Annotated in this window: 19 protein-coding genes and 1 tRNA gene; 9 read left to right on the forward strand and 11 right to left on the reverse strand. The window is 63.9% G+C overall.

The features are described from left to right. Positions 1-133 precede the first annotated feature (133 nt). Genes IP79_RS06450 through IP79_RS06460 form a run of 3 tightly spaced genes read left to right on the forward strand, consistent with a single transcriptional unit; the run spans position 134 to position 2,454 of the window. Positions 134-1,345 carry a toxic anion resistance protein gene (locus tag IP79_RS06450; protein WP_054118462.1) on the forward strand — a complete coding sequence of 404 codons (1,212 nt, stop codon included), beginning with the start codon at positions 134-136 and terminating at the stop codon, positions 1,343-1,345. Next, positions 1,345-2,151: a hypothetical protein gene (locus IP79_RS06455; protein WP_054118463.1), complete on the forward strand. Its 807-nt coding sequence runs from the start codon at positions 1,345-1,347 to the stop codon at positions 2,149-2,151. Before IP79_RS06450 ends, IP79_RS06455 begins: the two co-directional genes overlap by 1 nt. Positions 2,152-2,154: 3 nt before the next feature. Beyond that, positions 2,155-2,454 carry a polyhydroxyalkanoic acid system family protein gene (locus IP79_RS06460; RefSeq protein ID WP_054118464.1) on the forward strand — a complete coding sequence of 100 codons (300 nt, stop codon included), beginning with the start codon at positions 2,155-2,157 and terminating at the stop codon, positions 2,452-2,454. A gap of 45 nt (positions 2,455-2,499) precedes the next feature. On the opposite strand, the gene IP79_RS06465 is transcribed toward IP79_RS06460, so the two are convergent. From IP79_RS06465 to IP79_RS06475, 3 genes are all read right to left on the reverse strand, one after another. Next, positions 2,500-3,300 (reverse strand): class I mannose-6-phosphate isomerase, encoded by an 801-nt coding sequence (locus IP79_RS06465; protein WP_054118465.1) that lies wholly within the window; start codon positions 3,298-3,300, stop codon positions 2,500-2,502. Beyond that, on the reverse strand, positions 3,297-4,346 hold the full coding sequence (locus IP79_RS06470; protein ID WP_054118466.1) for a mannose-1-phosphate guanylyltransferase: 1,050 nt from the start codon (positions 4,344-4,346) through the stop codon (positions 3,297-3,299). The genes IP79_RS06465 and IP79_RS06470 overlap by 4 nt, the downstream gene beginning before the upstream one ends. Positions 4,347-4,444: 98 nt before the next feature. Then, positions 4,445-5,179, reverse strand: coding sequence for a hypothetical protein (locus IP79_RS06475; protein ID WP_054118467.1), 735 nt, complete (start codon positions 5,177-5,179; stop codon positions 4,445-4,447). A gap of 109 nt (positions 5,180-5,288) precedes the next feature. Here IP79_RS06475 and IP79_RS06480 point away from each other — a divergent pair, with 109 nt between their 5' ends. After that, the gene (locus IP79_RS06480; RefSeq protein WP_054118468.1) at positions 5,289-8,345 is read left to right on the forward strand and encodes a hybrid sensor histidine kinase/response regulator; all 3,057 of its coding nucleotides are present in this window, start codon (positions 5,289-5,291) and stop codon (positions 8,343-8,345) included. 106 nt (positions 8,346-8,451) lie between these two features. On the opposite strand, the gene IP79_RS06485 is transcribed toward IP79_RS06480, so the two are convergent. From IP79_RS06485 to IP79_RS06495, 3 genes are all read right to left on the reverse strand, one after another. Then, entirely contained in the window at positions 8,452-11,724 is a 3,273-nt protein-coding gene (locus tag IP79_RS06485) for a TonB-dependent receptor (protein WP_054118469.1), read from the reverse strand. Between the two features lie 252 nt (positions 11,725-11,976). Beyond that, the gene (locus IP79_RS06490; RefSeq protein ID WP_054118470.1) at positions 11,977-12,906 is read right to left on the reverse strand and encodes an isopenicillin N synthase family dioxygenase; all 930 of its coding nucleotides are present in this window, start codon (positions 12,904-12,906) and stop codon (positions 11,977-11,979) included. 52 nt (positions 12,907-12,958) lie between these two features. Next, positions 12,959-14,443: a NupC/NupG family nucleoside CNT transporter gene (locus tag IP79_RS06495; RefSeq protein WP_082337060.1), complete on the reverse strand. Its 1,485-nt coding sequence runs from the start codon at positions 14,441-14,443 to the stop codon at positions 12,959-12,961. Between the two features lie 218 nt (positions 14,444-14,661). On the opposite strand from IP79_RS06495, the gene IP79_RS06500 reads away from it, so the two are divergent. Further along, positions 14,662-15,375, forward strand: coding sequence for a queuosine precursor transporter (locus IP79_RS06500; RefSeq protein WP_054118947.1), 714 nt, complete (start codon positions 14,662-14,664; stop codon positions 15,373-15,375). A gap of 62 nt (positions 15,376-15,437) precedes the next feature. Then, positions 15,438-15,746, forward strand: coding sequence for an MliC family protein (locus IP79_RS06505; RefSeq protein WP_054118471.1), 309 nt, complete (start codon positions 15,438-15,440; stop codon positions 15,744-15,746). Between the two features lie 148 nt (positions 15,747-15,894). Here IP79_RS06505 and IP79_RS06510 read toward each other — a convergent pair. The 4 genes from IP79_RS06510 to IP79_RS06525 all read right to left on the reverse strand — a co-directional run bounded on the left by IP79_RS06510 (position 15,895) and on the right by IP79_RS06525 (position 18,255). Then, positions 15,895-15,970, reverse strand: a tRNA-Lys gene (locus tag IP79_RS06510). Positions 15,971-16,001: 31 nt separating this feature from the next. Continuing rightward, positions 16,002-16,490 carry a 2-amino-4-hydroxy-6-hydroxymethyldihydropteridine diphosphokinase gene (gene folK, locus IP79_RS06515; protein WP_054118948.1) on the reverse strand — a complete coding sequence of 163 codons (489 nt, stop codon included), beginning with the start codon at positions 16,488-16,490 and terminating at the stop codon, positions 16,002-16,004. Between the two features lie 16 nt (positions 16,491-16,506). Beyond that, the gene (aguB, locus tag IP79_RS06520; protein ID WP_054118472.1) at positions 16,507-17,385 is read right to left on the reverse strand and encodes an N-carbamoylputrescine amidase; all 879 of its coding nucleotides are present in this window, start codon (positions 17,383-17,385) and stop codon (positions 16,507-16,509) included. Between the two features lie 18 nt (positions 17,386-17,403). Then, positions 17,404-18,255, reverse strand: coding sequence for a class I SAM-dependent methyltransferase (locus IP79_RS06525; protein WP_054118473.1), 852 nt, complete (start codon positions 18,253-18,255; stop codon positions 17,404-17,406). Positions 18,256-18,352: 97 nt separating this feature from the next. On the opposite strand from IP79_RS06525, the gene msrA reads away from it, so the two are divergent. Continuing rightward, positions 18,353-18,919, forward strand: a complete 567-nt coding sequence (msrA, locus tag IP79_RS06530) for a peptide-methionine (S)-S-oxide reductase MsrA (RefSeq protein ID WP_054118474.1) — start codon at positions 18,353-18,355, stop codon at positions 18,917-18,919. A 129-nt stretch (positions 18,920-19,048) separates the two neighbouring features. Next, complete coding sequence (locus tag IP79_RS06535; protein WP_054118475.1) at positions 19,049-20,047, forward strand: glycerophosphodiester phosphodiesterase family protein; 999 nt, start codon at positions 19,049-19,051, stop codon at positions 20,045-20,047. A 240-nt stretch (positions 20,048-20,287) separates the two neighbouring features. Here IP79_RS06535 and IP79_RS06540 read toward each other — a convergent pair whose 3' ends face one another. Beyond that, on the reverse strand, positions 20,288-21,541 hold the full coding sequence (locus IP79_RS06540; protein ID WP_054118476.1) for an RsmB/NOP family class I SAM-dependent RNA methyltransferase: 1,254 nt from the start codon (positions 21,539-21,541) through the stop codon (positions 20,288-20,290). Positions 21,542-21,596: 55 nt separating this feature from the next. Here IP79_RS06540 and IP79_RS15200 point away from each other — a divergent pair, with 55 nt between their 5' ends. Continuing rightward, positions 21,597-21,767 (forward strand): DUF1674 domain-containing protein, encoded by a 171-nt coding sequence (locus IP79_RS15200; protein WP_082337062.1) that lies wholly within the window; start codon positions 21,597-21,599, stop codon positions 21,765-21,767. Positions 21,768-21,877 lie beyond the last annotated feature (110 nt).

A 21,877-nucleotide genomic window follows, 5' to 3' on the forward strand; every position in this document is an offset into this window, starting at 1 on the left:
TCGCGGCGATGGACGAAAGGGTGCGTTCCGCGCTAGCTTGCAACGCAAACTTGAAAGGTGTGTTTTAGATCACTAATACAGTGGAAATCACCCCGCGCCGCGTCGCCGGGTTCTGAGGGAGCGAACGACAGGCATGAGCACGGAAACACAAACGGTCACCGCGACCCCCTTTACGCTCAACGCGCCCGATCCTGTGCCCGATGTCACGCCCGAACAGGCCGCAGGGCTGGTGCCGGTCACGACCGAGCAGAAATCGAAGCTCGACACGAAGGTTGATGCCTTCGTCAACGATCTGGTCACGACCGATGCCAATTCGCCGCAATTCGGCGAGAAGGTCGATCAGATCACCCGCATGGGGCAGGAACAGATCCGCGCCGCTGCCGCGATGTCGAACCGCTTTCTCGATCGCCCGGTGCGCGCGATGGATGGCGATGGCACCGTGGGCAAGGACTTGGCCGAGCTGCGCCGCACGGTCGAAGATCTTGATCCGGGCCGCAAGGGCAAGCTTTCCGGCCCGCGCAAGATTCTCGGCATCATCCCGTTCGGCAACAAGCTGAAGAACTATTTCGACAGCTACACATCCGCGCAGGGGCATATTTCGTCGATCCTCCAGCGGCTCGAAAGCGGGAAGAAGGAACTCCACCTCGATAATGCTGCGATCGATACCGAGCGGCAGAAGCTGTGGGCGGCGATGGGCGAGCTGGAGCAGATGATCCACATCGCCAAGACGCTGGATGCGCGGCTCGAGGCCAAGGCGCTGGAACTCGACAGCTCGGATCCGGCGAAGGCCAAGGCGCTGCGCGAATCCGCGCTGTTCTATGTCCGCCAGCGCACGCAGGATCTGCTGACCCAGATGGCGGTGAGCGTGCAGGGCTACCTTGCGCTTGACCTGGTGAAGAAAAACAATGTCGAACTGGTCAAGGGCGTCGACCGCGCCAGCACCACCACCGTCGGCGCGCTGCGCACGGCGGTGACTGTGGCGCAGGCGATGACCAATCAGCGATTGGTGCTCGGCCAGATCACGGCGCTCAACAAAACCACCAGCGACATCATCGATTCCACCAGCACGCTGCTGCGCGAACAGACCGCGCAGATCCACGAACAGGCGGCGTCCAGCACCATCCCGCTGGAAACGCTGCAACGCGCCTTCCAGAACATCTATGACACGATGGACGAGGTGGACAATTTCAAGGTGCGCGCGCTCGACAGCATGAAGCAGACAGTCACGACCCTGTCTGCCGAAGTCGAAAAATCGAAAGGCTATATCGCGCGGGCTGAAGGGCAGGCACAGGCGCAGGCCAAGGTCGCCTCGCAGACGCCATCCTTGCTGGCGCTGGATAAATAATGCCCGACACAACGCCCCATTCCGACCGTATCCTGCGTGAGGCCAAGACCAGTCTCGCGGTGCAGCGCGATGGCGGCACGCATCGGCCGGGCAAAAGCATCGGCAAGGGGTCGGCTGAGCTCAAGATGAAGAGCCTGCTCAAGCGGGTGCGTAACATTGCCATCGCCATCGTCACGATCTGGCTGGGTGCGGGGATTGCCGGAGCCTTCGTCAATGGGATCGGCTTCTGGGGCGTGATGGCGGTGGTGGTGGCGACGGCCGTCGCCATTGCCGTGTTTTCGAGCTTCCCGAAGATCAAGACCCCCAAGCGCGCGGAACTGACCCTCGGCAATCCGCAGCAGATGGTGGCGCGCACCGAATTGTGGCTGGAGGCGCAGCGCCCTGCCCTGCCCGCTCCGGCGCAGGCGATCGTCGATCAGCTTGGCGTGCAACTGGATGCGCTCGGCCTGCAATTGCGTACAATTGACGCTGCGCACCCTGCAATGTCCGAAGTGCGCGAGCTGGTGGGGGAATACATCCCCGAAACCATCGATAATTACCGCAAGATCCCCGCGCATCTGCGCAAGGAAGAACACACTGGCAAAACCGCTGACGAGCGCCTGACGGAAAGCCTGTCGAAACTCTCGGGCGAGGTTGACCGCGTGACGCGGCGGCTGGCCGAAGGCGCGCTGGATGATCTCGCGATCAAGAGCCGCTATCTCGAATACCGTTACGGCGGGGCCGATGCGCTGGAAGACATGCGCGATACCGGTACCGGCGTCCCGCTGCCGGATTTTTCGGCCACTCCCGCAAAGCAGGAACGCTAACCCATGCGCGTGACCCTTCCCCACGATCTGTCCAGGGATGAAGTGCGCCGCCGGATGCGCGCCCATGCCAGCGAAATCGCGGATTTCTTCCCTCCGGGCCTCGCCAGCGTCACCACCGGCTGGCCCAGCGAAGACCGCATGGACATCACCGCCGAAGTGATGGGCATGACCATCCCCGGCGGCGTCGAAGTGCGCGACAGCGAGGTGGTCATCGAAATGGACCTGCCGATGCTGCTGAGCGTGATGCGCGGCCCGCTGGAAGCGGCGGTGAAGAAGGAAGGCGGGCGGCTGCTCGCCCCATAAAGGCCCGCTGGCAGGCTGATCCGCGCTAAATCCCGCGGGTCAGCCCTAGATCCCGCGCGTCAGCAAGGTCACACCGGCACCGCTGAAATCGAGCGCATCAAGGCCGGGGGCGACCAGACATTCCCCCGCGCCTGCCTTTGCCGAACCATCAAGCGCGACCACCTCGCCCGCCAAGGGCAGCGCCAACATTGCGCCGGGATAGGCGGCATGGGTCGCTTCATCGGGCGCGCCCTCCACCCGGTCGAGCCGGAAATGCGGGCCATCGACCAGCACCGGCCCATCGGCAATCGTGCGACGGTGGCGTGCAGCGTAGGGCGCACCTTCGGCCACCGCCAGTGCGCGATCCAGATGGAGTTCGCGCGGGCGGCCATAATCGTAAAGGCGGAAGGTGCTGTCACTGGTCTGCTGTACTTCCACCAGCGAAAGGCCGGGGCCGATGGCGTGCACCGTGCCTGCGGGCAGATAGAACAGATCGCCAGCCTGTGCCGGATGCCAGGTCAGCAGCGCTTCGATCGTGCCGTCCCGCGCTGCGGCTTCGATTTCCGCCGCCGTCACATGACGATCGAACCCGATAGCGAGCCGCGCGTCGGGTTCGGCATCGAGCACCAGCCAGCATTCCGCCTTGCCCGCCTCGCCCGCCAGCGCGGTTTCATCCGACGGATGCACCTGCACCGACAGCTTCTGCGAGGTGAACAGGTATTTGACCAGCACCTGCGGCATTTCGGGCGGGGGTTCGAACCAGATTTCACCGATCCGCTGCCCGGCGGGGGCATGGAAGGGCGCGGGCAGGCTATCGCGGCCCCAGACCTTTTCGACCATGCGGGTGGGCAGTTGCCGGAGGCTCATTGGTTTACCGCGCCCGGCAGTTTGCCGACCACCTGCGCGCCATCGCGGGTGGTGACGAGCACTTCGCCGCCGGACACGATGATGCACACATCGGTCAACCCGACGACGGAAATGCGCGGGCCGTCACTCATCGCCAGCACGCCGTCGCAATCCGCAAAGTCGGCAGGCCCGCGTGCGATATTGCCGGCGGCATCGGCGGCGCCCGGCGTGGCTGCCAGCGCATCGGCGAGCGCGGCCCAGTTGCCGATATCCGACCAGCCCATGTCCACCGGCACCATCGCGGCACGGGCGGTGTTTTCCATCACCGCGTAATCGATCGAGTCCCCGGTTATGGCGGCAAAAGGCCCCGCGGCGGGGTGGAAGCACGCGCCCTCCTCGCGCCCCTCTGCCACTGCTTGCGCGACTTGCCGCGCCATATCCGGGCGGTGCGCGGCGACTTCTTCGAGCAGTTGCCCGGCGCGCAAGGCGAAGATTCCGCCGTTCCAGCTATAATCCCCACTGGCGAGATAATCCTGCGCCCGCGCCAGATCGGGCTTTTCGACAAAGCGACGGATCGCATAGCCGCCCGCCAGCGGCTCCCCGCGCTGGAGATAACCATAGCCGGTTTCGGGCCGGTCGGGCGCGATGCCGAAGCAGACGAGATAATCTTCGCGCGCCAGCGCCGCAGCGGCCAACGCTGCGGCGCGGAAGGCGGCGCTGTCGGCAATGTGATGATCGCTCGGGCAGACCAGCATCACCGCATCGGGCGGAAGCAGCACGGCGGCCAGAGCAATTGCAGGGGCGGTGTTCTTCGCCGCCGGTTCGATCACCAGCCGCGCACCCGGCGTATCGCCCATCTGCGCCATGATCACATCGGCATGGGCGGCGCCTGCCACAACCATCGGCGGGGCAAAGCGGTCGTCACCCGCCACCCTGCGCACTGCCTGTTCAAACAGGGTTTCCTCGCTCACCAGCGGCAGGAACGGCTTGGGCAGCGCCTTGCGACTCACCGGCCACAGCCGCGTGCCGCTGCCGCCGCACAGGATGACCGGATGAATGGCTGTCACGCGAAATTCCCTTGTTTGGCCCGTGGCGCACCAACATGACGACGGCAGCCGAGCCCCGGTGACTGTTTACTCTACCCGGTCTTGACAACCGGTTTGCGTCAAAACCATTTCTGGCGCCAGTAAAACGGCGCAGCGACCGGATTTCCGGCAGCATCCATTGCCGGACGGAAGCCGAGCCGGGATACGACCAGCTCGCAGGTGATCCGGTCAGCCTCGGCATCCGGGCTGGCGCGGTAGACCGAACAATCGCGCGCGCGCCCGTCAGTGCCCACGATCACCCGCACCACCACTTCGGTGCCGCGCCGGGCATCGCGTCCGCCCGCCGGCACGGGAAAGTCGCGGGCATTATCGATCCCGCCGGAAATGTGAACCGGTTTCGACACCGCAATCCCGCCGCGCCCGCTTCCCTGATTGCCGCTGCCGGTGCCAAGGCCAGAACCTGCCGCCCCGGTGCCATCCCCGGCATTGGCCGCACCCGATTGGGTCGCAGTGCCGGTGGACGATGCCCGCGGCATGGCCGTATCCTGCTTCACCCGCACGCGCGGGGGCTGGCTGGTGACAGGCTGGGCCACCGCATCGCGGCCGGGATCGCCCTGCGCGCCCTCATCCGGTTCGGACTGATTCTCCGGCGGCGGCGGATCGGGCGGTGCAGTGATGGTGACGGTAAATGCCGACACAACCTCGCGCTCCACCCCTGCGGTGAAATCGGGCGCAAGCGCGCGGGCAAGGCCGTAGAGTGCGGCGATATGCAACAGCACGATACCCGCAATCAGCGGCAGGCTTGGCTTGCGGCGCCGGGCACGAAATCCCCGCTCGCTGGGTGTCGACGACATGACGTTTCCCGATTGCTCCATTCCGGACGTGTCTCCGCCCGCAGGTGGCGACAAGCGGTTATAACCATCCTGCAACAATTTGCGATGGAGCGCATCGATCGAGCGCGCATTGGACCACGAACAGGGCATCGCGGATGACCTTGCTGACCATGATTCCGGCCTTGTCACCGATGACAGGGTAGGCATGTCTGTGCCCGATGCCCGCACTGATGGCCGCGATGCGCCGCGCCCCGCACCCTGTCGTCCATCTGCCAGCCCGCTATTGCCGGGCGATCTGCCGGCAATGCGATCAGGCGGCAGCAATGCATCGATCGCAGTCGGCAAGATGGACCGGTCCAGCGTGCTGGCAGCAGTGCTTGGCGGGATGCTTTATCTCGGCCTCGCCTGTCTGAGCTTGTTGCTGGCGCAGGCCAGCGATTCTGTCAGCCCGGTCTGGTTGTCCAATGCTGCAGCCGTCGCGCTGTTGCTGCGCGCGCGGATCAGCAATGAAGTGCCGTTCCTGCTTGCCGCCTTTGCCGGCAGTCTGGCCGCCAATGTTGTGGCTGATCAGCCTGCTCACCTGTCATTGGTGTTCTCGCTTGCCAATCTTGTCGAAATCATCGCCGTGCTGGCACTCACCCGCAGTGCATCGCGGCGACAGCCCGACATGAACACGCTGACCGATCTCGCCCGTTTTATCTGGGCCGGCGGGTTGATGGGGCCGCTGCTGTCGGCGCTGGTGGTTGCACCTGTGATGAGCGGCACAGCCGGCGGGATTCAGGCGGGGCTGATCAAGTGGTTCCTGACTGACAGCATGGCGATGATCCTGATCGTGCCCACCGCCTTGCTGCTGGTTGACCGGATGCGGGGGCAATTGCCCGCTGGTCCGGCCCACCCGGCTGAAGCCTTCGCCTTGCTGGCCGGCGGGATGATCTGCACCTTCCTGATATTCCGCCAGACGCATTATCCGCTGGTGTTCCTGATCCAGCCGATCACGCTGCTGCATGCGTTCCGGCTGGGCAGCCTTGGCAGCGCTCTGCATGGTGGCGGGGTAGCGGTGGTTGCGGGCGGAATGAGCTTTGCAGGCTTCGGCCCGATCCATGCAGCCAGCGGCAGCACGATTACCGGACTGCATCTGTTGCAGGTCTTCATCGCCGCCAACTTCCTCACCGGCCTGCCCGTTGCGGCGATTCTGGCCGGGCGGGACCGGATGCTTGCTGCGTTGGAAGCGGGCAAGCGCCAGCTGGATCTGCTGGCGGAAAACATCACCGATGCGATCCTGCGCTATGACCTGCAAGGCGTGTGCACCTATGCCTCGCCCTCGGTGCGCGAGGTGATGGGGGCAGCGCCTGAAACCTATATCGGCAAGCCGCTGGCCGCGCGGCTGCATCCGGAATCGCGTGATCGCACGCTGCAGGCGCTGCACCGGCTGCTTGACGGGACGAGTGAGAAGGAACGCCTCACCTACCGCCGCTTTGCTGATCAGGCCGATGGCACACCCGTGTTTCTCGAAGCCGATTGCGCAGTGGTGCACAACCCTGAAACCGGGGAGCGCGAAGGCGTGGTAGTGGCCGCGCGCGATGTGACAGAGCGGGTGGAGCTGGAACAGCTGCTGACCCGCGCCCGCCGCCATGCGGAAAACGCGGCGCAGGCCAAATCCGATTTCCTCGCCAATATGAGCCACGAAATCCGCACCCCGATGAACGGCGTGCTGGGCTTTGCCGAATTGATGCTGCAAGGCGAACTCGCCGCCGATCAGCGCCGTTTTGCCGAACTGATCGTGCAATCGGGCCGGTCGATGATGATGCTGCTCAATGACGTGCTCGATCTCAGCAAGATCGAAAGCGGGCAGTTCACGATAGACCGTGCGCCGGTCGATATTCACGCCAGCCTGTCCGAATGCGCGGCGCTGCACCGGCTGGGGGCAGAAGAAAAGGGCATCGCACTCACCTTCTCGCATGACGGCGATGGTGACGATCCGCCACAGCCCTGGGTGCTGACTGACGGGTTGCGACTGCGGCAGATCGCGCTCAATCTGATCGGCAATGCCGTGAAGTTTACCGAGGCAGGGCGGATCGATGTCAGCTACGCCTTGTCCCCGCGCGAGCTGCGCGTGACAGTGGCCGATACCGGCATCGGCATCAGCGAAACCCGGCTGGAAACGATCTTCCAGCCCTTTACCCAGGCCGATGCGGAAACCGCGCGCCGCTTTGGCGGCACCGGGCTCGGCCTGTCGATCAGCCGCCAGCTCGCCGCACTGATGGGTGGGCGGATCGAGGTGGACAGCGCACCGGGCGAAGGATCGCGTTTCACCCTCGTCCTGCCCGCTGCGCTTGCCCAGCCGGTCGCCGCGCTCGCGCCGCCGGAACCGGTTGCCGCAGCCGATATGCCTGCCAATTCGCGTATTCTGCTGGTTGAGGATCACGATATCAACCGCCTGCTGATGTGCGAAATGCTGGAACGCTGCGGGCAGAAGGTCGAAGTCGCGCATGATGGGAACGAAGGCATCGCGATGGTGATCGACAGCATCATGCGCGGGCGGCCCTATGATCTGGTGCTGATGGATGTGCAGATGCCCGATTGCGATGGCTATGCCGCCACGCGCGCGATCCGCGGTGAAGGGATCGGGCCGGGGCTGCTGCCGATCATCGCGCTGACCGCCAATGCCTTTCCCGAAGACATCGCCGCCGCGCGGGCTGCTGGAATGCAGGGGCATCTGGCAAAGCCGGTGGTGCTGGCGCAACTGGCGCGCGCGCTGCAGCGCTGGTTGCCAACCCGCATTATCGAGGCCGCAGAAAACAACGCGCCGCGCGCCGCTGAGCGCGCTTCGACGCTCGCCCGTTCGCCGCAGCTGGTGGCCCGCTGGCAGATGCGGCGGGCCGAGGCAGTTGCAGCCGTGCGCCGCGCGCTGGATGATGACGGCGCGCTGGGCGGGGATGAGAGCAAGCCCGTGCCGGACGGTGCTGCGCAGGCCGAGGCCGAGGAGTTGATCCGCCTGGCGCACAAGCTTGCAGGTACAGCGGCGATGTTTGGCGAACCGGCCTTGGGCACCGCCGCAGCCGCGCTCGAACGGGCGCTGCGCCATGCCGGTAGCGCCGCCGACAGCCGGTCACTCGCGCGGCAACTGCTGGCGCTGGCTGAACGCGACGCAGCGCAGGCAAGCGACCACCGCTCAGCCAACAGCTAATCAAACGCGCGGGACAAGGGGGCCGCACCCCCTGCCTGCTGCACACAAAGCAAAAGGGCGACCCGTTGCCGGGCCGCCCTTTCGTGTATTCAGGATCGGGTTGCGATCAGAAGGCCAGACGGACCCCGAAGCGCACACCCCACAGCGAACCATTGATATTGGTTGCTTCGACGGGCGCCCGGAAGGTCGCACCCGAACGGTTGGCATAGACGAACTGGTCACATGCCGCGTTCGAGCAGGTCACATTCACCACCGGTGCGGCATAGGGGAAGCCGACCTGACGGACCGTGCCCCAATCCTTGTCGATCATGTTGAGCACGTTTTCGACATCCGCCAGAAGCTCCAGCTTTCCGCCGAGCACGAACGGCACCTGCTGACGAACCGACAGGTCGAGCTTGTGCACCCACGGGGTCTTGGCGATGTTCTTCGGCGCGATCTGGCCCTGATATTCGTTCAGTTCCGAGTTCTGGACGAAGTTCTGGAACCCGGCGAAATCGAAGCCCGGTGCGTAGATCACGTTGGCATCGGCAGTCGGGTTGCTGACGTTCGGCACATACAGCAGCCCACGCTGGTTGCGGCCAACAACGCCGAACACGTTCGAGCGGTTGTTGCCCGAAGCCTGATCCGCGAAGGCGTAGCTGTAACGCTGGCCCGAACGCACATTGTAGAAGAACTCGATGCGGGTGTTGTTGTCCCCGAACAGTTCGGCATCATAGCCAGCGCCCAGACGGAACTGGTGATCGCGCTGATAGTTCGAGATGCCCTGCGCCGCAAAGTTCGGATCATCGCCAAACACCGTGTTGGTGTAGTTCGAGAACGCCACCGAAGACGTGCCGGGGTTCTGATCGACCGCGTCCTGATAGGTGTAGGCACCATTCAGGAAGAAGCCAGCGTTCCAACGCTTGTTGAACCGCGCAACAACGCTCAGGCTGTCGCCGAAATCGGTGTTGGTGAGCAGAACATCGGTGTTGGTGCCGGTGAAACCGGGCAGGATGCTGTAGCGTGTGCGGCCATCGGGCAAGGTGGTGCCGGTTTCAACCGAACGCAGATCGGTCCAATCGAGGGCATCACGCACCTTCGAGTAGATTACATCCGCGCCAAGGTTCCAGCCGTCACCAAGGAAGCCGAGGTTGGCTTCGTAATCGACCGAGCCCGAAATACGCCATTGCGAAGGCGGGTTGAAGTTCGGGTCGAGCGCGTTGGTCGGCGCCGCGCCGGAACCAGCCGCACGAATGGCATCGACGAGCGTCTGCGGAATGCCGGTGCCGCCCGATACGTTGTTGAGCGTTGCCGCGCCGATTGCCTGCACCTGCGCCGGGGTCAGACCCGAGATGCCTGCGACCGAGAACGTGCCGTCGGCATTGCGACGCACCTGCGCGCGGCCAAGCGTCGGGCCGGGGTTCGAATAGCTGTTCGAAATCCACACGTTCGGGTTGCCGCCCCCGAAGATACCGGCCGAACCACGGATCTGCAGACGATCGCTCGCCTGCCAGTTGATGCCGAAGCGCGGCTGGAACAGATCGCGGCCGTTCAGTGTCGACGTGTTGGGGAAGCCGAAGCGATCGAGGAAGGTTTCGTTGTTGAACGGACGATCCGGCGTGTCGAGCAGATCGTAACGCATCCCGGCAACCACAGTCAGGTTGTCGGTCACGTCGATCGTGTCCATGATCCCGAAGGTCCAGCTGTTGTTCTGGAATTCGGCGGTCACAGTGTCGATCCCGCCGCGCAGTGGCACGGCAAGGTCGAGTTCGGCAGCCTGGCGGCCCTGAAGCTGGTCGATCCCGTCGAACAGCCAGGCACCCGAAGTCCGCTGGGCGAACAGGTTGCGAATGTCCTGCGTGCGACGCTCGGCGATCACCTTGACGGTGTGGTTGTTGAGCTTGAGCGTGGCAGCGAATTCGATGTTGAGCGACTGCGATTCCAGCTCGTTCGATTGGCGGCTGACATCCGGGCCGAAGCGCAGGCGACGCACCCCGGTGGGGCACTGCAGCGGGTTGCCCGAAGCCATCGGATCAAGACAGATCTGGAACTGACCAAAGTCGGTATTCCCGCCGACCGGCACCTGAAGACGCACATAATCGGCGTAAGAGACGCGCAGCTGGGTCGAGAAGCTGTCCGACCACTGGTTGTTCGACTGCACCATGCCGAAATGGTTGACCGCACCCTGCGTGTAGTTGTTCGACAGCAGGTTGAAGGTGGGGTTGGTCGCGTTAATTTCGCCCACACCGGATTGTCCGGCCAGCAGGCTGGCTTCATTCCAGATATAGGTCGCGCTGATCCGGTGACCATCGGCGACGTTCCAGTCGATCTTGGTGACGAGTTTGTCGTCCTTTTCGGTGATGGAATCAGCCACGCCCAGCGTATCGAAATTGTAGACGTTCTGCGCAATGTCACCGATCTGCGAGATCTGCGCGTCGGTGATGCCAAGCTGCGACGGGGCCACCTGCGAAGGCACGGTGTCACGGGTGCGTTCGTAAGTAACCGCGAAGAACAGCTTGTCCTTGATGATCGGGCCAGTGACCTGTGCGGTGTAGATCTGCGATTCGAACGCGCCGGTGCGGGTCAGTTCGCGGGCACGGTCGCCGCGCAGGCTGTCATCCTGGTAATAGGCGCCGCCCATGAAGGTGAAACGGTTGCCGCCTGAACGCAGCTGCGCGTTGATCGCGCCGCCCTGGAAGAAGCCCTGCTGGATATCCACCGGCGCGACTTCGACCGCAAATTCGCTGATCGCATCAAGCGGCACCGGGCCACGAGCCGACACGAGGCCGCCCGATTCGAGGCCGAAGGGATCGCCAAAGGCCACACCGTCGATGGTGAAGCGGTTGAAACGGTTGTTCTGGCCCAGAATGCTGATCGCGCCGTTGTTGGTGGCATCAAGCGTCACCAGCGGATCGCGCGCAGCAAGGTTGCGGATGTCGCGGTTGATGTTGGCAACGCCGGCAATGTCGCGGGCGGTCAGCACGGTGGCCGCGCCGGTCGCGAGCGAGATCGACGACTTCTGACGTGCACCCGAGACCACGATGGTCTGTCCGGCATCGGCCAGCGCCACGCTGATGCGTTGCGCCTGACCTGCGGAAAGGAAGCCGATTTCCTGATCGGCGGTCTCGTACCCGTCAGCGGTCACGGTGATGCTGAACGGGCCGCCCAGACGCAGGCCAGAAGCATTGAAGCCGCCTGCCGCATCGGTCGTCTGGGTCGAACGCGTGCCCGACGGCACGTGGGTCACGACGACGGTGGCACCGGCAACCGGGTTGCCGTTCGAATCGAGCACGTCGCCGCGCACGGACGAGGTGGTTTCCTGCGCGAACGCAGGCGTTGCGATCGTGGTGGTTGCGGCAAGGCTGACGATGCTGGCCGCAAGGAGATACTTAAGCTTCATGGTAGGAGCCCCTGAATACAGTGGAGAGTTATACTGACGCGGCCTGCCCTAGGCCCGAACGCTTGCGGCAAAGCGACTGTTCTGTGACAGTTTGATGAAATGCCCTGCCCCTGCGCGGCGATTCCTTAGTCGGAGTCTTTCCGAACGCCAGAAAACTATCGGAATTGCGCCAGTTCCGCACAACGGTGTTGCATTGCAGCAACGCCCGCAAGGATTTTCCTTTTGCGGATCAAAGGGGCAAAAAAGCGCCCGTCAGGCGAGATTGATCTCGCGCAGGCGCTGCATCAGGAAATCATGCGCGGTGATCGGCGGCTGCGGCTGAGTCGCGGCATCGGTATCAATGCATTCGGGCAGCGGTTCGATCAGGAAATCGGGCCGAAAATGCAGGAAGAACGGCATGGAATAACGCGCCCGCCGCGCAGCATCTCCGCGCGGGTTCACCACCCGGTGCGTGGTCGAACGAAGCCGTCCGTTGGTCTGGCGCTGCAACATGTCGCCGACATTGATCACCAGCGCGCCCGGCGGCACATCGACGGCGTGCCAGGTGCCGGCGGCGGTCAGCAGTTCCAGACCCGCTTCCTCCGCGCCCAGCAGCAGGGTGATGGTATTGATATCCTCGTGCCCCGCAGCGCGAATCGCCCCTTCGGGAGCGCCTTCGCCGAGCGGCGGGTAATGCAGCAGGCGCATCACCGAATTGCCGTCTTCCACGCTGTCCGCGAAGAAATCCCGCGGGCGACCGAGGTGCAGTGCAATCGCTTCGAGCACGCGGCCACCGGCAGTTTCGAACGCGGCGAACAGCGCAGCCATGGTTTCGCGGAAGCCTTCGACTTCGGTCGGCCAGACATTGGGGGCCATGAATTCAGACAGCGGATGGCCTGCGGGCAGATCGCGCCCGACGTGCCAGAACTCCTTGAGATCGAACACTTCGGCATCCTTGGCCTTTTCGGTGCCGAAGGGGGTGTAACCGCGCGCGCCACCGCCGCCTTCGATCTTGTAGGTGCGCTTGACCGCGTCGGGCAGGGCGAAGAACGCCTTCGAAACCGCCTCGGCCTCGTCGATCAGGGCCTGCGGGATCCCGTGATCGCGCACCACGGCAAAGCCGTATTCGCCAAAGCTGCGGCCAAGTTCATCGGCGATGGTTTCAAGCGGCTGGGCGAGCGAGACGGATGCGATATTGGTCATGCGCGCCCTCTACACCCGCGCCTGCGCGCCTGCCAAGAGGCAAGGCGGCCCGCTAAAGCGGCAAAAACAGGCTCGCCAGTGCGGCGCTCATCAGGTTGGCGAGGCTGCCCGCCGCCAGCGCCCGCAGGCCCAGTCGCGCAATCACCGGACGCTGGTTCGGTGCCAGCCCGCCGGTCACCGCCATCTGGATCGCGATCGAGGAGAAGTTGGCAAAACCGCACAGCGCAAAGGTGATGATCGCACGGCTGCGTTCCGTCAGTTCGCCCGACTGCATTGCCCCCAGATCGATGAAGGCGACAAATTCGTTGAGCACGATCTTGGTGCCGAACAATCCGCCTGCAATCTGCGCCTGTTCCCAATCCGAAATACCGATCAGGAACATCACAGGCGCAAAAATATAGCCGAGCAATTGCTGGAAACTGACATTGGCCAGCCATTCGGCGGTCGCAGGTGCCAGCGGCGCGCCCATGCCATCGGCAAAGCTCACGATTCCGCCGCCGATCCCGGCCAGCAGCCCGTTGGCCAGCGCAACCAGCGCGACGAACACCATCACCATCGCTCCAACCGCAACCGCCAGCTTCACACCCGTCTGCGTGCCTTGCGCTGCGGCTTCGATAATGTTGGCGGGGCGCTGGCCTTCCTCGAAGGTTTCAGCCGCGCTGACCTCGTCGGCCTTGGCGCCGCCTTCGAGGATCGAGGCGGGGCCGACCGCGCTGATGCGGGCCTGCGGCAGTTCGACCTCCTGCCCGTTTTCATCATACATCACCACGCGGGTCGCTTCGGTCAGCGAATTGACCTTGCCCCGCGCCTTCGCCACCGCGGCAAGGCCGACGGTGCTGTTCTGCCCCCCGGCAGGTACCGAACCATCATCCGGCATCATGATCTTGGCCATCAGGATCCCGCCCGGCGCCGACATGAAGGCGGCAGCCAGCAGAAACGGCACGGCTTCTTCCCCGATGAAGCTGGCGTAGGCGGCCAGAATCGTGCCTGCCACGCCTGCCATGCCGACGCTCATCAGCGTGAACAGTGCAGGCGGCGACAGCGCTGCGAGATAGGGCCGCACCACCAGCGGGCTTTCCGATTGGCCAACGAATATGTTCGCTGCCGCGCCCAGCGCCTCGACCCGGCTGATGCCGGTGATCCAGCCGATCGCCCCGCCCACCCAGCGCACCAGTTTCTGCATGATGCCGAGGTGATAGAGGATCGAGACAATCGCGGCGAAGAACACGATCACCGGCAGCGCCGCGATCACGAAGGTGTTGGCAAAGGGATTGTTTTCCATCGGCCCGAACACCGATGTGATCCCGACCTTGGAGAAATCGAGCAGCGCGATCACGCCCTGCGAAAGCCCGCCGATCACCGCTACGCCCGCATCGGTACGCAGCACGATCAGAGCGGTGAAGGCTTGCAAGGCAAAGGCCGATCCCACGACCCGCAGATTGATCTTCCGCTTGGCCGTAGACAGCGCAAAGGCGATGCCCAGAATCGCGAACACCCCGATGAGGCTCAGCAAGATGGACGTGATACTCTCGTTCACGGCAGCGAATTGCCCTTGTGCTTGTGCTTTTGCGGAAAAATGTGACCCCTGAAGCTGGCGGGGTGGCAGTTTGCGCCGCGAGTTGCAAGGGGCATGGCCGGGCAGACCCACAGCCGCACTGCGGCAAGCCAGCCGGATGGCGCCGGTTACAGGCCTGCCGGTGATTGGGCGGCCCGCGCCGCTTTTCTTTTGCGCGCGCGCTGGCTAGCAAGCAGGAGATGACAGAAACCGCGCCCGCCGCCACCGCCGCTCCGCTCACCACCATGCCGCCGAACATGCCGCTGGGCCTGTTCGTGTTCACGTTGGTTTATGGCGGGATGACTGTGCTGGCAGGCGTGCTGGCGTACAAGCAGGTGCAGTTATGGCCGACCGATCTGGCGGTAGAGAGCGGGATTTTCGCCTTTCTGCTGCTGGTGGTGATTTCCAGCACGATGGCGCAGATTTACGGGCGCCAGTTTGCGCAGCGGATCGTGTGGTGGGGCTTTCTGCCGCTGCTGATATCCTCGCTGCTGATGGCGCTGGTGCTGAACCTGCCCGCCTCGACCGAGATGATCGCAGGGCGCGCCGATGATCTGGCCGCGTTCGAGCGGGTGCACAGCACGGTGTGGCGGGTGTGGGCGGCGGGCCCGGCGGCTTACATTACCTCGCTGCTGCTCAACATCTGGATTTTCGACCGGCTGAAGGGGGCCGGCGCGGAATCGACCCTCGGCCTGATGGTACGCGGCGCGATTGCCTCGGCACTGTCGCAGGCGGTCGATTCGGTGATCTTCATCACGCTGGCCTTTTACGGCCTGTTCCCGATCATGAACCTGCTGATCGGACAGGTGATCGCCAAGGTCGTGCTGTCGCTGGTGCTGGTGCCGTTCCTGATCACCGGCGGGGTGAAGGCCGCCCGCTGGCTTGACGCGCGGGGAACTCGGCCCGCGCTTTGAGTGGCTGCCGAGATAGTGTAATCTTCCCGTCTGTACGGGGAGATGGACTTATAAAAATCGGAATGATCGCAATCGCGGCCAGCACCATCGCACTGGGTGCCTGCGCACCGGTCGGCGGGCCGGGGGTAAGCGCCTATTACGATTGCGGCGATGGCACACGGCTGAAGGTCGACAACCTCTCGGACGACCGGATCATGGTGCAGATGAACAATGACAGGCCGGTCACCCTGCCAGCTGACAAGGCGGCATCGGGCGCGAGATACATGAGCCCGACGCACCAGTTCTGGAGCAAGGGCGACGAGGCGACCTGGACGGTGGGCCGCATGGTGCCGATAACCTGCCAAAAGGTAGCCGTGCCGCGCGGGATGTGATGGCGCAGGCCTCTCGACCTTGAAGCGGCAGAGCTTGCCCGGTTGCAACGCAACTGCAAGGGCGACCGCCCGCCCGCAGCGGGTCCGAAGCGAAGCGCAAGACATCTAGCGAGGACGAAGCCGCGGAGGCGGGTGCGAAGAACGAAAATGGTGGACCCGTCGGGGCTCGAACCCGAGACCTACAGATTAAAAGTCCGTTGCTCTACCAACTGAGCTACGGGTCCACCGGAAGCCGCGCCGAAGCGCGAAGGGCGCTCACCTAGGCAGGGGGCGGCGGCGGGTCAAGCGGGCAAAGGCTTGCGCGATGGTGAAACCGTTCAGCGGATCGCGCCAGCCGGGGGCAATCGCCCGCGCCGGGGCCAGCACGAAATCGCGCCGCGCATAGGCGGGGTGAGGGATGGCGAGGCCTTTTGACCGCCAGATCCCGCCGCTCCACAGTACCACGTCCAGATCCAGCACCCGGTCGCCCCAGCGCTGGCCGCGCCGCCGGCCGAATTCACGCTCCATCCGCTTGAGCGCGGCGAGCAGCGCGGGCGGGGTAAGGTCGCTTTCCAGCACCAGCGCCGCATTGGCGAATCGGCGCCGCGCCGCGCCCATCGGGGCGCTGGCCATGACGGCAGAGCGCGCGCTGACGGTGCCGAGCGCGGCGATTTCCTCCATCGCGGCATGCACCACGCCCGGCGGCGGACCATAAAACCCGTGCCGCCGGTTGCTGCCCAGCGCGACGAGATAGGTGCTGGACACCTTCAAACCCCCGGGCTCAGATGTCTTGCGCGATGCGGCCGTAAAGCTGCGGGCGGCGATCGCGGAAAAAGCCCATGCCCGCGCGGTGCCGCGCCGCCTGCGCCAGATCGAGCCGTGCGGTCAGTACGCCGGTTTCCGCCGCGCCATATTCGGCAAGGAAATCGCCCCATTCATCGGTGATGAAGGAATGACCGTAAAAGGACTGCGCGCGGTCTTCAGGCCCTTCGTGTCCGATCCGGTTGCTTGCGACCACCGGCATGCAGTTCGACACTGCATGGCCCAGCATGGCGCGGCGCCACATGCGGCTGGTGTCGAGATCGGCGTCATAGGGCTCGGAACCGATGGCGGTGGGATAAAGCAGCACTTCCGCCCCCATCAAGGCCATGACGCGGGCCGTTTCGGGATACCACTGGTCCCAGCAGATGCCGACGCCGACCTTCACCAGCGCGCCATCCTCGCCCGGCACATCCCACACCTTGAAGCCATCATTGCCGGGTCGGAAATAGTATTTTTCCTCATACCCCGGCCCATCGGGGATATGGCTTTTGCGGTAGGTGCCCATGATGCCGCCATCCGGGCCGATCATCGCAAGAGTGTTGTAATAGTGGTGCCCGTCGCGCTCGAAAAAGCTGGTCGGGATCGTCACCTTCAGACGCGCTGCCAGCGCCTGCATCGCGATCACGCTGGGATGCTCAGGCGTCGGGCGGGCGAGCGCGAACAGCGCCTCGTCTTCCTCGCGGCAGAAATAGGGGCCGGAAAACAGTTCCGGCGGCAGGATCAGCTGCGCACCCTGGGCCGCAGCCTCCTCCACCAGCGCCGTGACGGCGGCAATGTTGGCAGCTTCGTCATCCGAGCCGAGGGCAAGCTGAAGGGCGGCGACAGTGATCTTGGTCATGTCGCCGCCTCTACTGCATTACATCGACTTCTTGAACAGGAGAGTCATGCGGTCGCTTTCGCCAAGGTCAGCCAGATCGGCACGCTTGGTGGCCTGCACCGGGGGCATTTCCCACACGCCTTCGGGGTGGTTGGCGGGATCCTTGGCGTTGGCGTTGATTTCGCTTGTCCCAACCAGTTCAAAGCCGTTGAGGCGCATGAAATCAACCACGTCCTGCTGCTTCAGATAGCCCTTCGTGCCATTGGCATAGGACCACGGCGCATCCGCCTTGGCGCGGTGCTGGACGATGCCGATATAGCCATCATCCTTGAGCAGTTCGCGCATCGCGCGAATCTCGGTATCCGCAATCCCGGCGCGGGTGATGCCGTGCAGCGCGCGGATCACCAGAATGCGATCGAAGGTGCCCTTCTGTTCGGCCGCCTTGTCGAGCGTCAGACCGCTGAACTTGTCTGCGGGCAACCCGGTATAACCGGCCACTTCCGCGCCGAAACCAGCCGCCATGTCGCGGACACGCTGCTGGCGGGCCGGATCGGCAGACGCGCTCAGCGGGTTGGTGTAGAGGCCGACCAGCTCGCCCTCGCCCCCGAGATAATGGCCCAGCAGGCGCGAATACCAGCCGCCCCCGGGCGAATATTCGCCCACCTTCATGTCCGGCGCGACCTGGAAGAAGGCCAGCGTTTCGGACGGGTGGCGGTGAACGTCGCGCGCCTTGTCATCCTTGCGGGTCGGATGATTGACCGCACCTGAAATCGCCTCGGCATGGGTTGCGGCGAAGCTGGAGCCTTCGGGCTTGGCGTGACCATCGGCCAGCAGCGGCGCGGCAATCGCAAGGCCGCTCGCAGCGGTGAGGGCTAGAATCAACTTTTTCACGGGTACTCTCCCTTGGAATATCAGACACTGGCGACAACGCAGCAGTGGCAAATCCGGTTTCCAGCCCTATCTCTGGCAGAAATCAGCGGAGAATTCGATGAGCAATTTGGAAACGGCATCAGAGACTGCGATCATCGCGGGCGGGTGCTTTTGGTGCACAGAGGCGGTGTTCCGCGATGTGGTGGGCGTGAGCCTGGTCGAAAGCGGCTATATCGGCGGCAGCAAGCCCAGCCCGACCTACAAGGAAGTCTGCACCGGCACCACCGGCCATGCCGAAGGCATCCGCGTGACGTTCGATCCCCACGCGATCAGCCTTGCCGAGATTTACGACGTGTTTCTTGGCACGCATGATCCGACGCAGCTGAACCGGCAGGGCGGCGACATCGGCACGCAATATCGCAGCGCGATCTTCCCGTTGTCAGACGAACAGGGCGCCGAGGCGGAAGCCGCCATCGGGCGATGGAACGCCGAAAACGGCAAGATGGCGGTGACCACCATCGAAGGCCTGTCGGGCGGCGAACAGGTGATGGAATGGTATCCGGCCGAAGATTACCATCAGGAATACTGGGACGGCGAAGGCCAGCGCAACCCCTATTGCCAGGCGGTCATCCCGCCCAAGCTGATGAAATTGCGCAAGTCGTTTCAGAAGTATGTGAAGGATTGAGCGAAAGGGCTGCTTTCGTAATCATTCGGAAAAATGCTGCCATTCTGGAAACGACCCCGTTTCCGCCATTCCCCGAGGGGCAATATGTGCTTTAAGACATGCACCTAAATCTAGGCTGGACACCGGCACATGAAACGACGTCGCGCATTTCTCCTTGCAGCAGTCTTGTTGGTCGGCGCGGTCTATTTCGCCAATGCATCTTGGCTTGCGCCTGAGCCTCAGGGCGAAGCGCGGTTGATGGCCCACAGGGGAATCCATCAGCTTTACGACCGGACTGGGATCGACAAGGACACCTGCACCGCCAACCGCATGCTGCCCCCGACGAACCCTTATATCGAGAACACCCTGCCATCGATTGCAGCCAGCTTTCAGGCAGGCGCCGACATCCTTGAGATCGATATTCACCCGACGACCGACAACGCGTTCGTGGTCTTCCACGATTGGACGATCGATTGCCGCACCGAAGGGAAGGGCGTCACGCGTGAGCTATCGCTGGAATATCTCAAATCGCTCGATGTCGGCTATGGCTACACTGCCGATGGCGGCAAGACCTTCCCGTTCCGTGGGCAGGGCAAGGGCATGATGCCGTCGCTCGCTGAAGTGCTGAAGGCCTTTCCCGAGCAACGCTTCCTGATCAACTTCAAAAGCCGCTGGATAGAGGAAGCGGATCTTCTGCATGCCTATCTGGAGCGCAACGGGATCGTTATCGATGACAAGATCATGGTCTATGGCCACGAGAAGCCCGTGGGGCGCTGGAAAGCAATCAACCCGAACGGCTTTGCTTTCTCCAAAGCGGAGATGAAGAAGTGCACCCTTGATTACATGAAGGTCAGCTGGAGCACGAACTTGCCGGCATCTTGCGTCGACAGCGTGATCGGGGTGCCGATCAACTACAGGCAACTGGTATGGGGATGGCCCAACCGGTTTCTTGAACGGATGCGCCAATCGAACACGACCGTGATCTTCCTTGGAAACGTCGAAAACGAGAATGGTGCCCCCGGCATCACGGACCCTGACGATATTGATGCTGTTCCGTCAGGCTTCAACGGACTGATCTGGACCGATGCTATTGAAAGGGTCGGGCCAGCGTGGACAAAGAAGGCAGGCGAGCGTGCGTCTGGCGCTTAGGCCCATAGCCGCATGGCCGCAATTGCGGACAAATCGATAACACCTGCATGGCTGCTGTCCACCCACTTTCGGTCATTCGCCGCGCCCGGGCACAGTCCCGAAAGCAAAATTGCAGCAAGCAACTCCATTGGCGACAATCCAAGGTTCGTCGCCCCGTGCTTGACACGGGGCTTGGCTTTTCTCTTGCTGGAACGGAAGAAGCAAGCCGAGCCCCGGATCAAGTCCGGGGCGACGGTGATTCTAGGCCTTAATCCACCGCCCCACGAAAAACCCGTCCAGCCCGCCGTGATCGGGCAGCATTCCCGGATGGGTGCGCAGCCAGCCTTCGGCGGTCGGCGCGAGGCCTGCGGGCAGTTCCTCCGCCATGATCGGCTTGGGGCTAAGGCCGCAATTCGCAGCGATCCACGCGGCCTGCTCCTCGCCTTCCTCGGCCTCCAGCGAGCATACTGCATAAACCAGCACGCCGCCGGGATTGAGCCATTCCGCCGCCTTGGCCGCGAGGCCGCGTTGCAGTTCCACCATGTCGCCGATGTGCCCCTTGCCGATGCGGTGCAGCACATCGGGGTGGCGGCGGCAGGTGCCCGTCGCGGTGCAGGGCGCATCGATCAGGATCGCGTCGAAGCGGTGCTTCGGCTCCCACGTCAACGCGTCGGCACGCACGGGTGAGGCTTTCAGGCCGGTGCGCTTGAGATTGTCCTTCAACAGCTCAAGCCGCCGTTTGGAGCTATCGAGCGCGGTGACGTTCCAGCCTGATGCGGCCAGTTGCATCGTCTTGCCGCCGGGCGCGGCGCACAGATCGAGCACGTTCTTGCCCGCTCCATTACCCAGCAACCGCGCCGGGATCGAAGCGGCGAGATCCTGCACCCACCAATCGCCCGCCTTGTAATCGGCAAGGCTTTCCACCGCGGCCCCGCGCGGCAGGCGCACATGGCCGGGCGCGAGCGTGATGCCGCCCATCGCCACAGCGCGGGTTTCGGTTTCGGCGGCGTCTTTCAGCGCCAAATCGAGTTCGGGCGGGAAGGCGAGGCCGGGCGCGATCGCGTTGGCGCGTTCATCGCCCCAGCGGTTGCGCACGGGTTCGGGCAAGGTCGGCGCTTCGGACAGCACGCTGCGGCCCGGCTTCACCAGCGCGGAGAACACCCCGTGGGCAAGGCGGCGCGGCCCGCCTTCGAGCAAGGGCAGTCCGGTTGCGATCACCGCATGGGCCGGGGTATCCAGCCGCAACGTCTGGGCCAGCATCAGCCGCAGCACCATCCGTGCCTTGGCATCATCGGGCAAGCGTTGCTGGGTGGCGCTGTCGATCAGCGCATCGAGATCGGTCAGCCAGCGCAGGGTCTCGCCCGCAATCGCCTTGGTCAGCGCACGATCGGGCGCCTTGCGCATATCGCGCAGAGCGGCGGCTTCGGCCTGCTCAAGCGTCTCGCCCCGCCGGAACACGGCATCAAGCAGGCGAAGCGCGGAGCGGCGCACGGATAGTCCGGGAGGTAAGGCCATTGGTGGGCCACTAACCAGTATTGAAACAAAGTGCCACCATGCGCATTTGGATGGAATGACCAAGCAAAAGTCCGAAGCCGCCAAGCAGTTCAAAAAGCCCGCGCATTGGAGCAATGATCCGGTGCCCGCCCCGAAGTTGACCGATCCGCTGAAAGACGAGCCGCGTGATCTTTCCCCCACCCGCTATGGCGATTGGGAGAAGGACGGGATCGCCTGGGATTTTTGAAAACCCTTCGTCATTGCGAGGAGCCGCAGGCGACAAAGCAATCCATGAACTGAGGCCGCGGGAAACCCGAAGGCGGGCCATGGATTGCCATGCCTTCGGCTCGCAATGAC

This window comes from Porphyrobacter sp. AAP60 (assembly GCF_001296025.1).
Lineage (GTDB): Bacteria > Pseudomonadota > Alphaproteobacteria > Sphingomonadales > Sphingomonadaceae > Erythrobacter.

Coding starts and splice junctions, on each gene's coding strand:
- IP79_RS06450 (WP_054118462.1), top strand. CDS start 134: ATGAGCACGGAAACACAAACGGTCACCGCGACCCCCTTTACGCTCAAC.
- IP79_RS06455 (WP_054118463.1), top strand. CDS start 1,345: ATGCCCGACACAACGCCCCATTCCGACCGTATCCTGCGTGAGGCCAAG.
- IP79_RS06460 (WP_054118464.1), top strand. CDS start 2,155: ATGCGCGTGACCCTTCCCCACGATCTGTCCAGGGATGAAGTGCGCCGC.
- IP79_RS06465 (WP_054118465.1), bottom strand. CDS start 3,300: ATGAGCCTCCGGCAACTGCCCACCCGCATGGTCGAAAAGGTCTGGGGC.
- IP79_RS06475 (WP_054118467.1), bottom strand. CDS start 5,179: ATGTCGTCGACACCCAGCGAGCGGGGATTTCGTGCCCGGCGCCGCAAG.
- IP79_RS06485 (WP_054118469.1), bottom strand. CDS start 11,724: ATGAAGCTTAAGTATCTCCTTGCGGCCAGCATCGTCAGCCTTGCCGCA.
- IP79_RS06490 (WP_054118470.1), bottom strand. CDS start 12,906: ATGACCAATATCGCATCCGTCTCGCTCGCCCAGCCGCTTGAAACCATC.
- IP79_RS06500 (WP_054118947.1), top strand. CDS start 14,662: ATGACAGAAACCGCGCCCGCCGCCACCGCCGCTCCGCTCACCACCATG.
- IP79_RS06505 (WP_054118471.1), top strand. CDS start 15,438: ATGATCGCAATCGCGGCCAGCACCATCGCACTGGGTGCCTGCGCACCG.
- aguB (WP_054118472.1), bottom strand. CDS start 17,385: ATGACCAAGATCACTGTCGCCGCCCTTCAGCTTGCCCTCGGCTCGGAT.
- msrA (WP_054118474.1), top strand. CDS start 18,353: ATGAGCAATTTGGAAACGGCATCAGAGACTGCGATCATCGCGGGCGGG.
- IP79_RS06535 (WP_054118475.1), top strand. CDS start 19,049: ATGAAACGACGTCGCGCATTTCTCCTTGCAGCAGTCTTGTTGGTCGGC.
- IP79_RS06540 (WP_054118476.1), bottom strand. CDS start 21,541: ATGGCCTTACCTCCCGGACTATCCGTGCGCCGCTCCGCGCTTCGCCTG.
- IP79_RS15200 (WP_082337062.1), top strand. CDS start 21,597: ATGACCAAGCAAAAGTCCGAAGCCGCCAAGCAGTTCAAAAAGCCCGCG.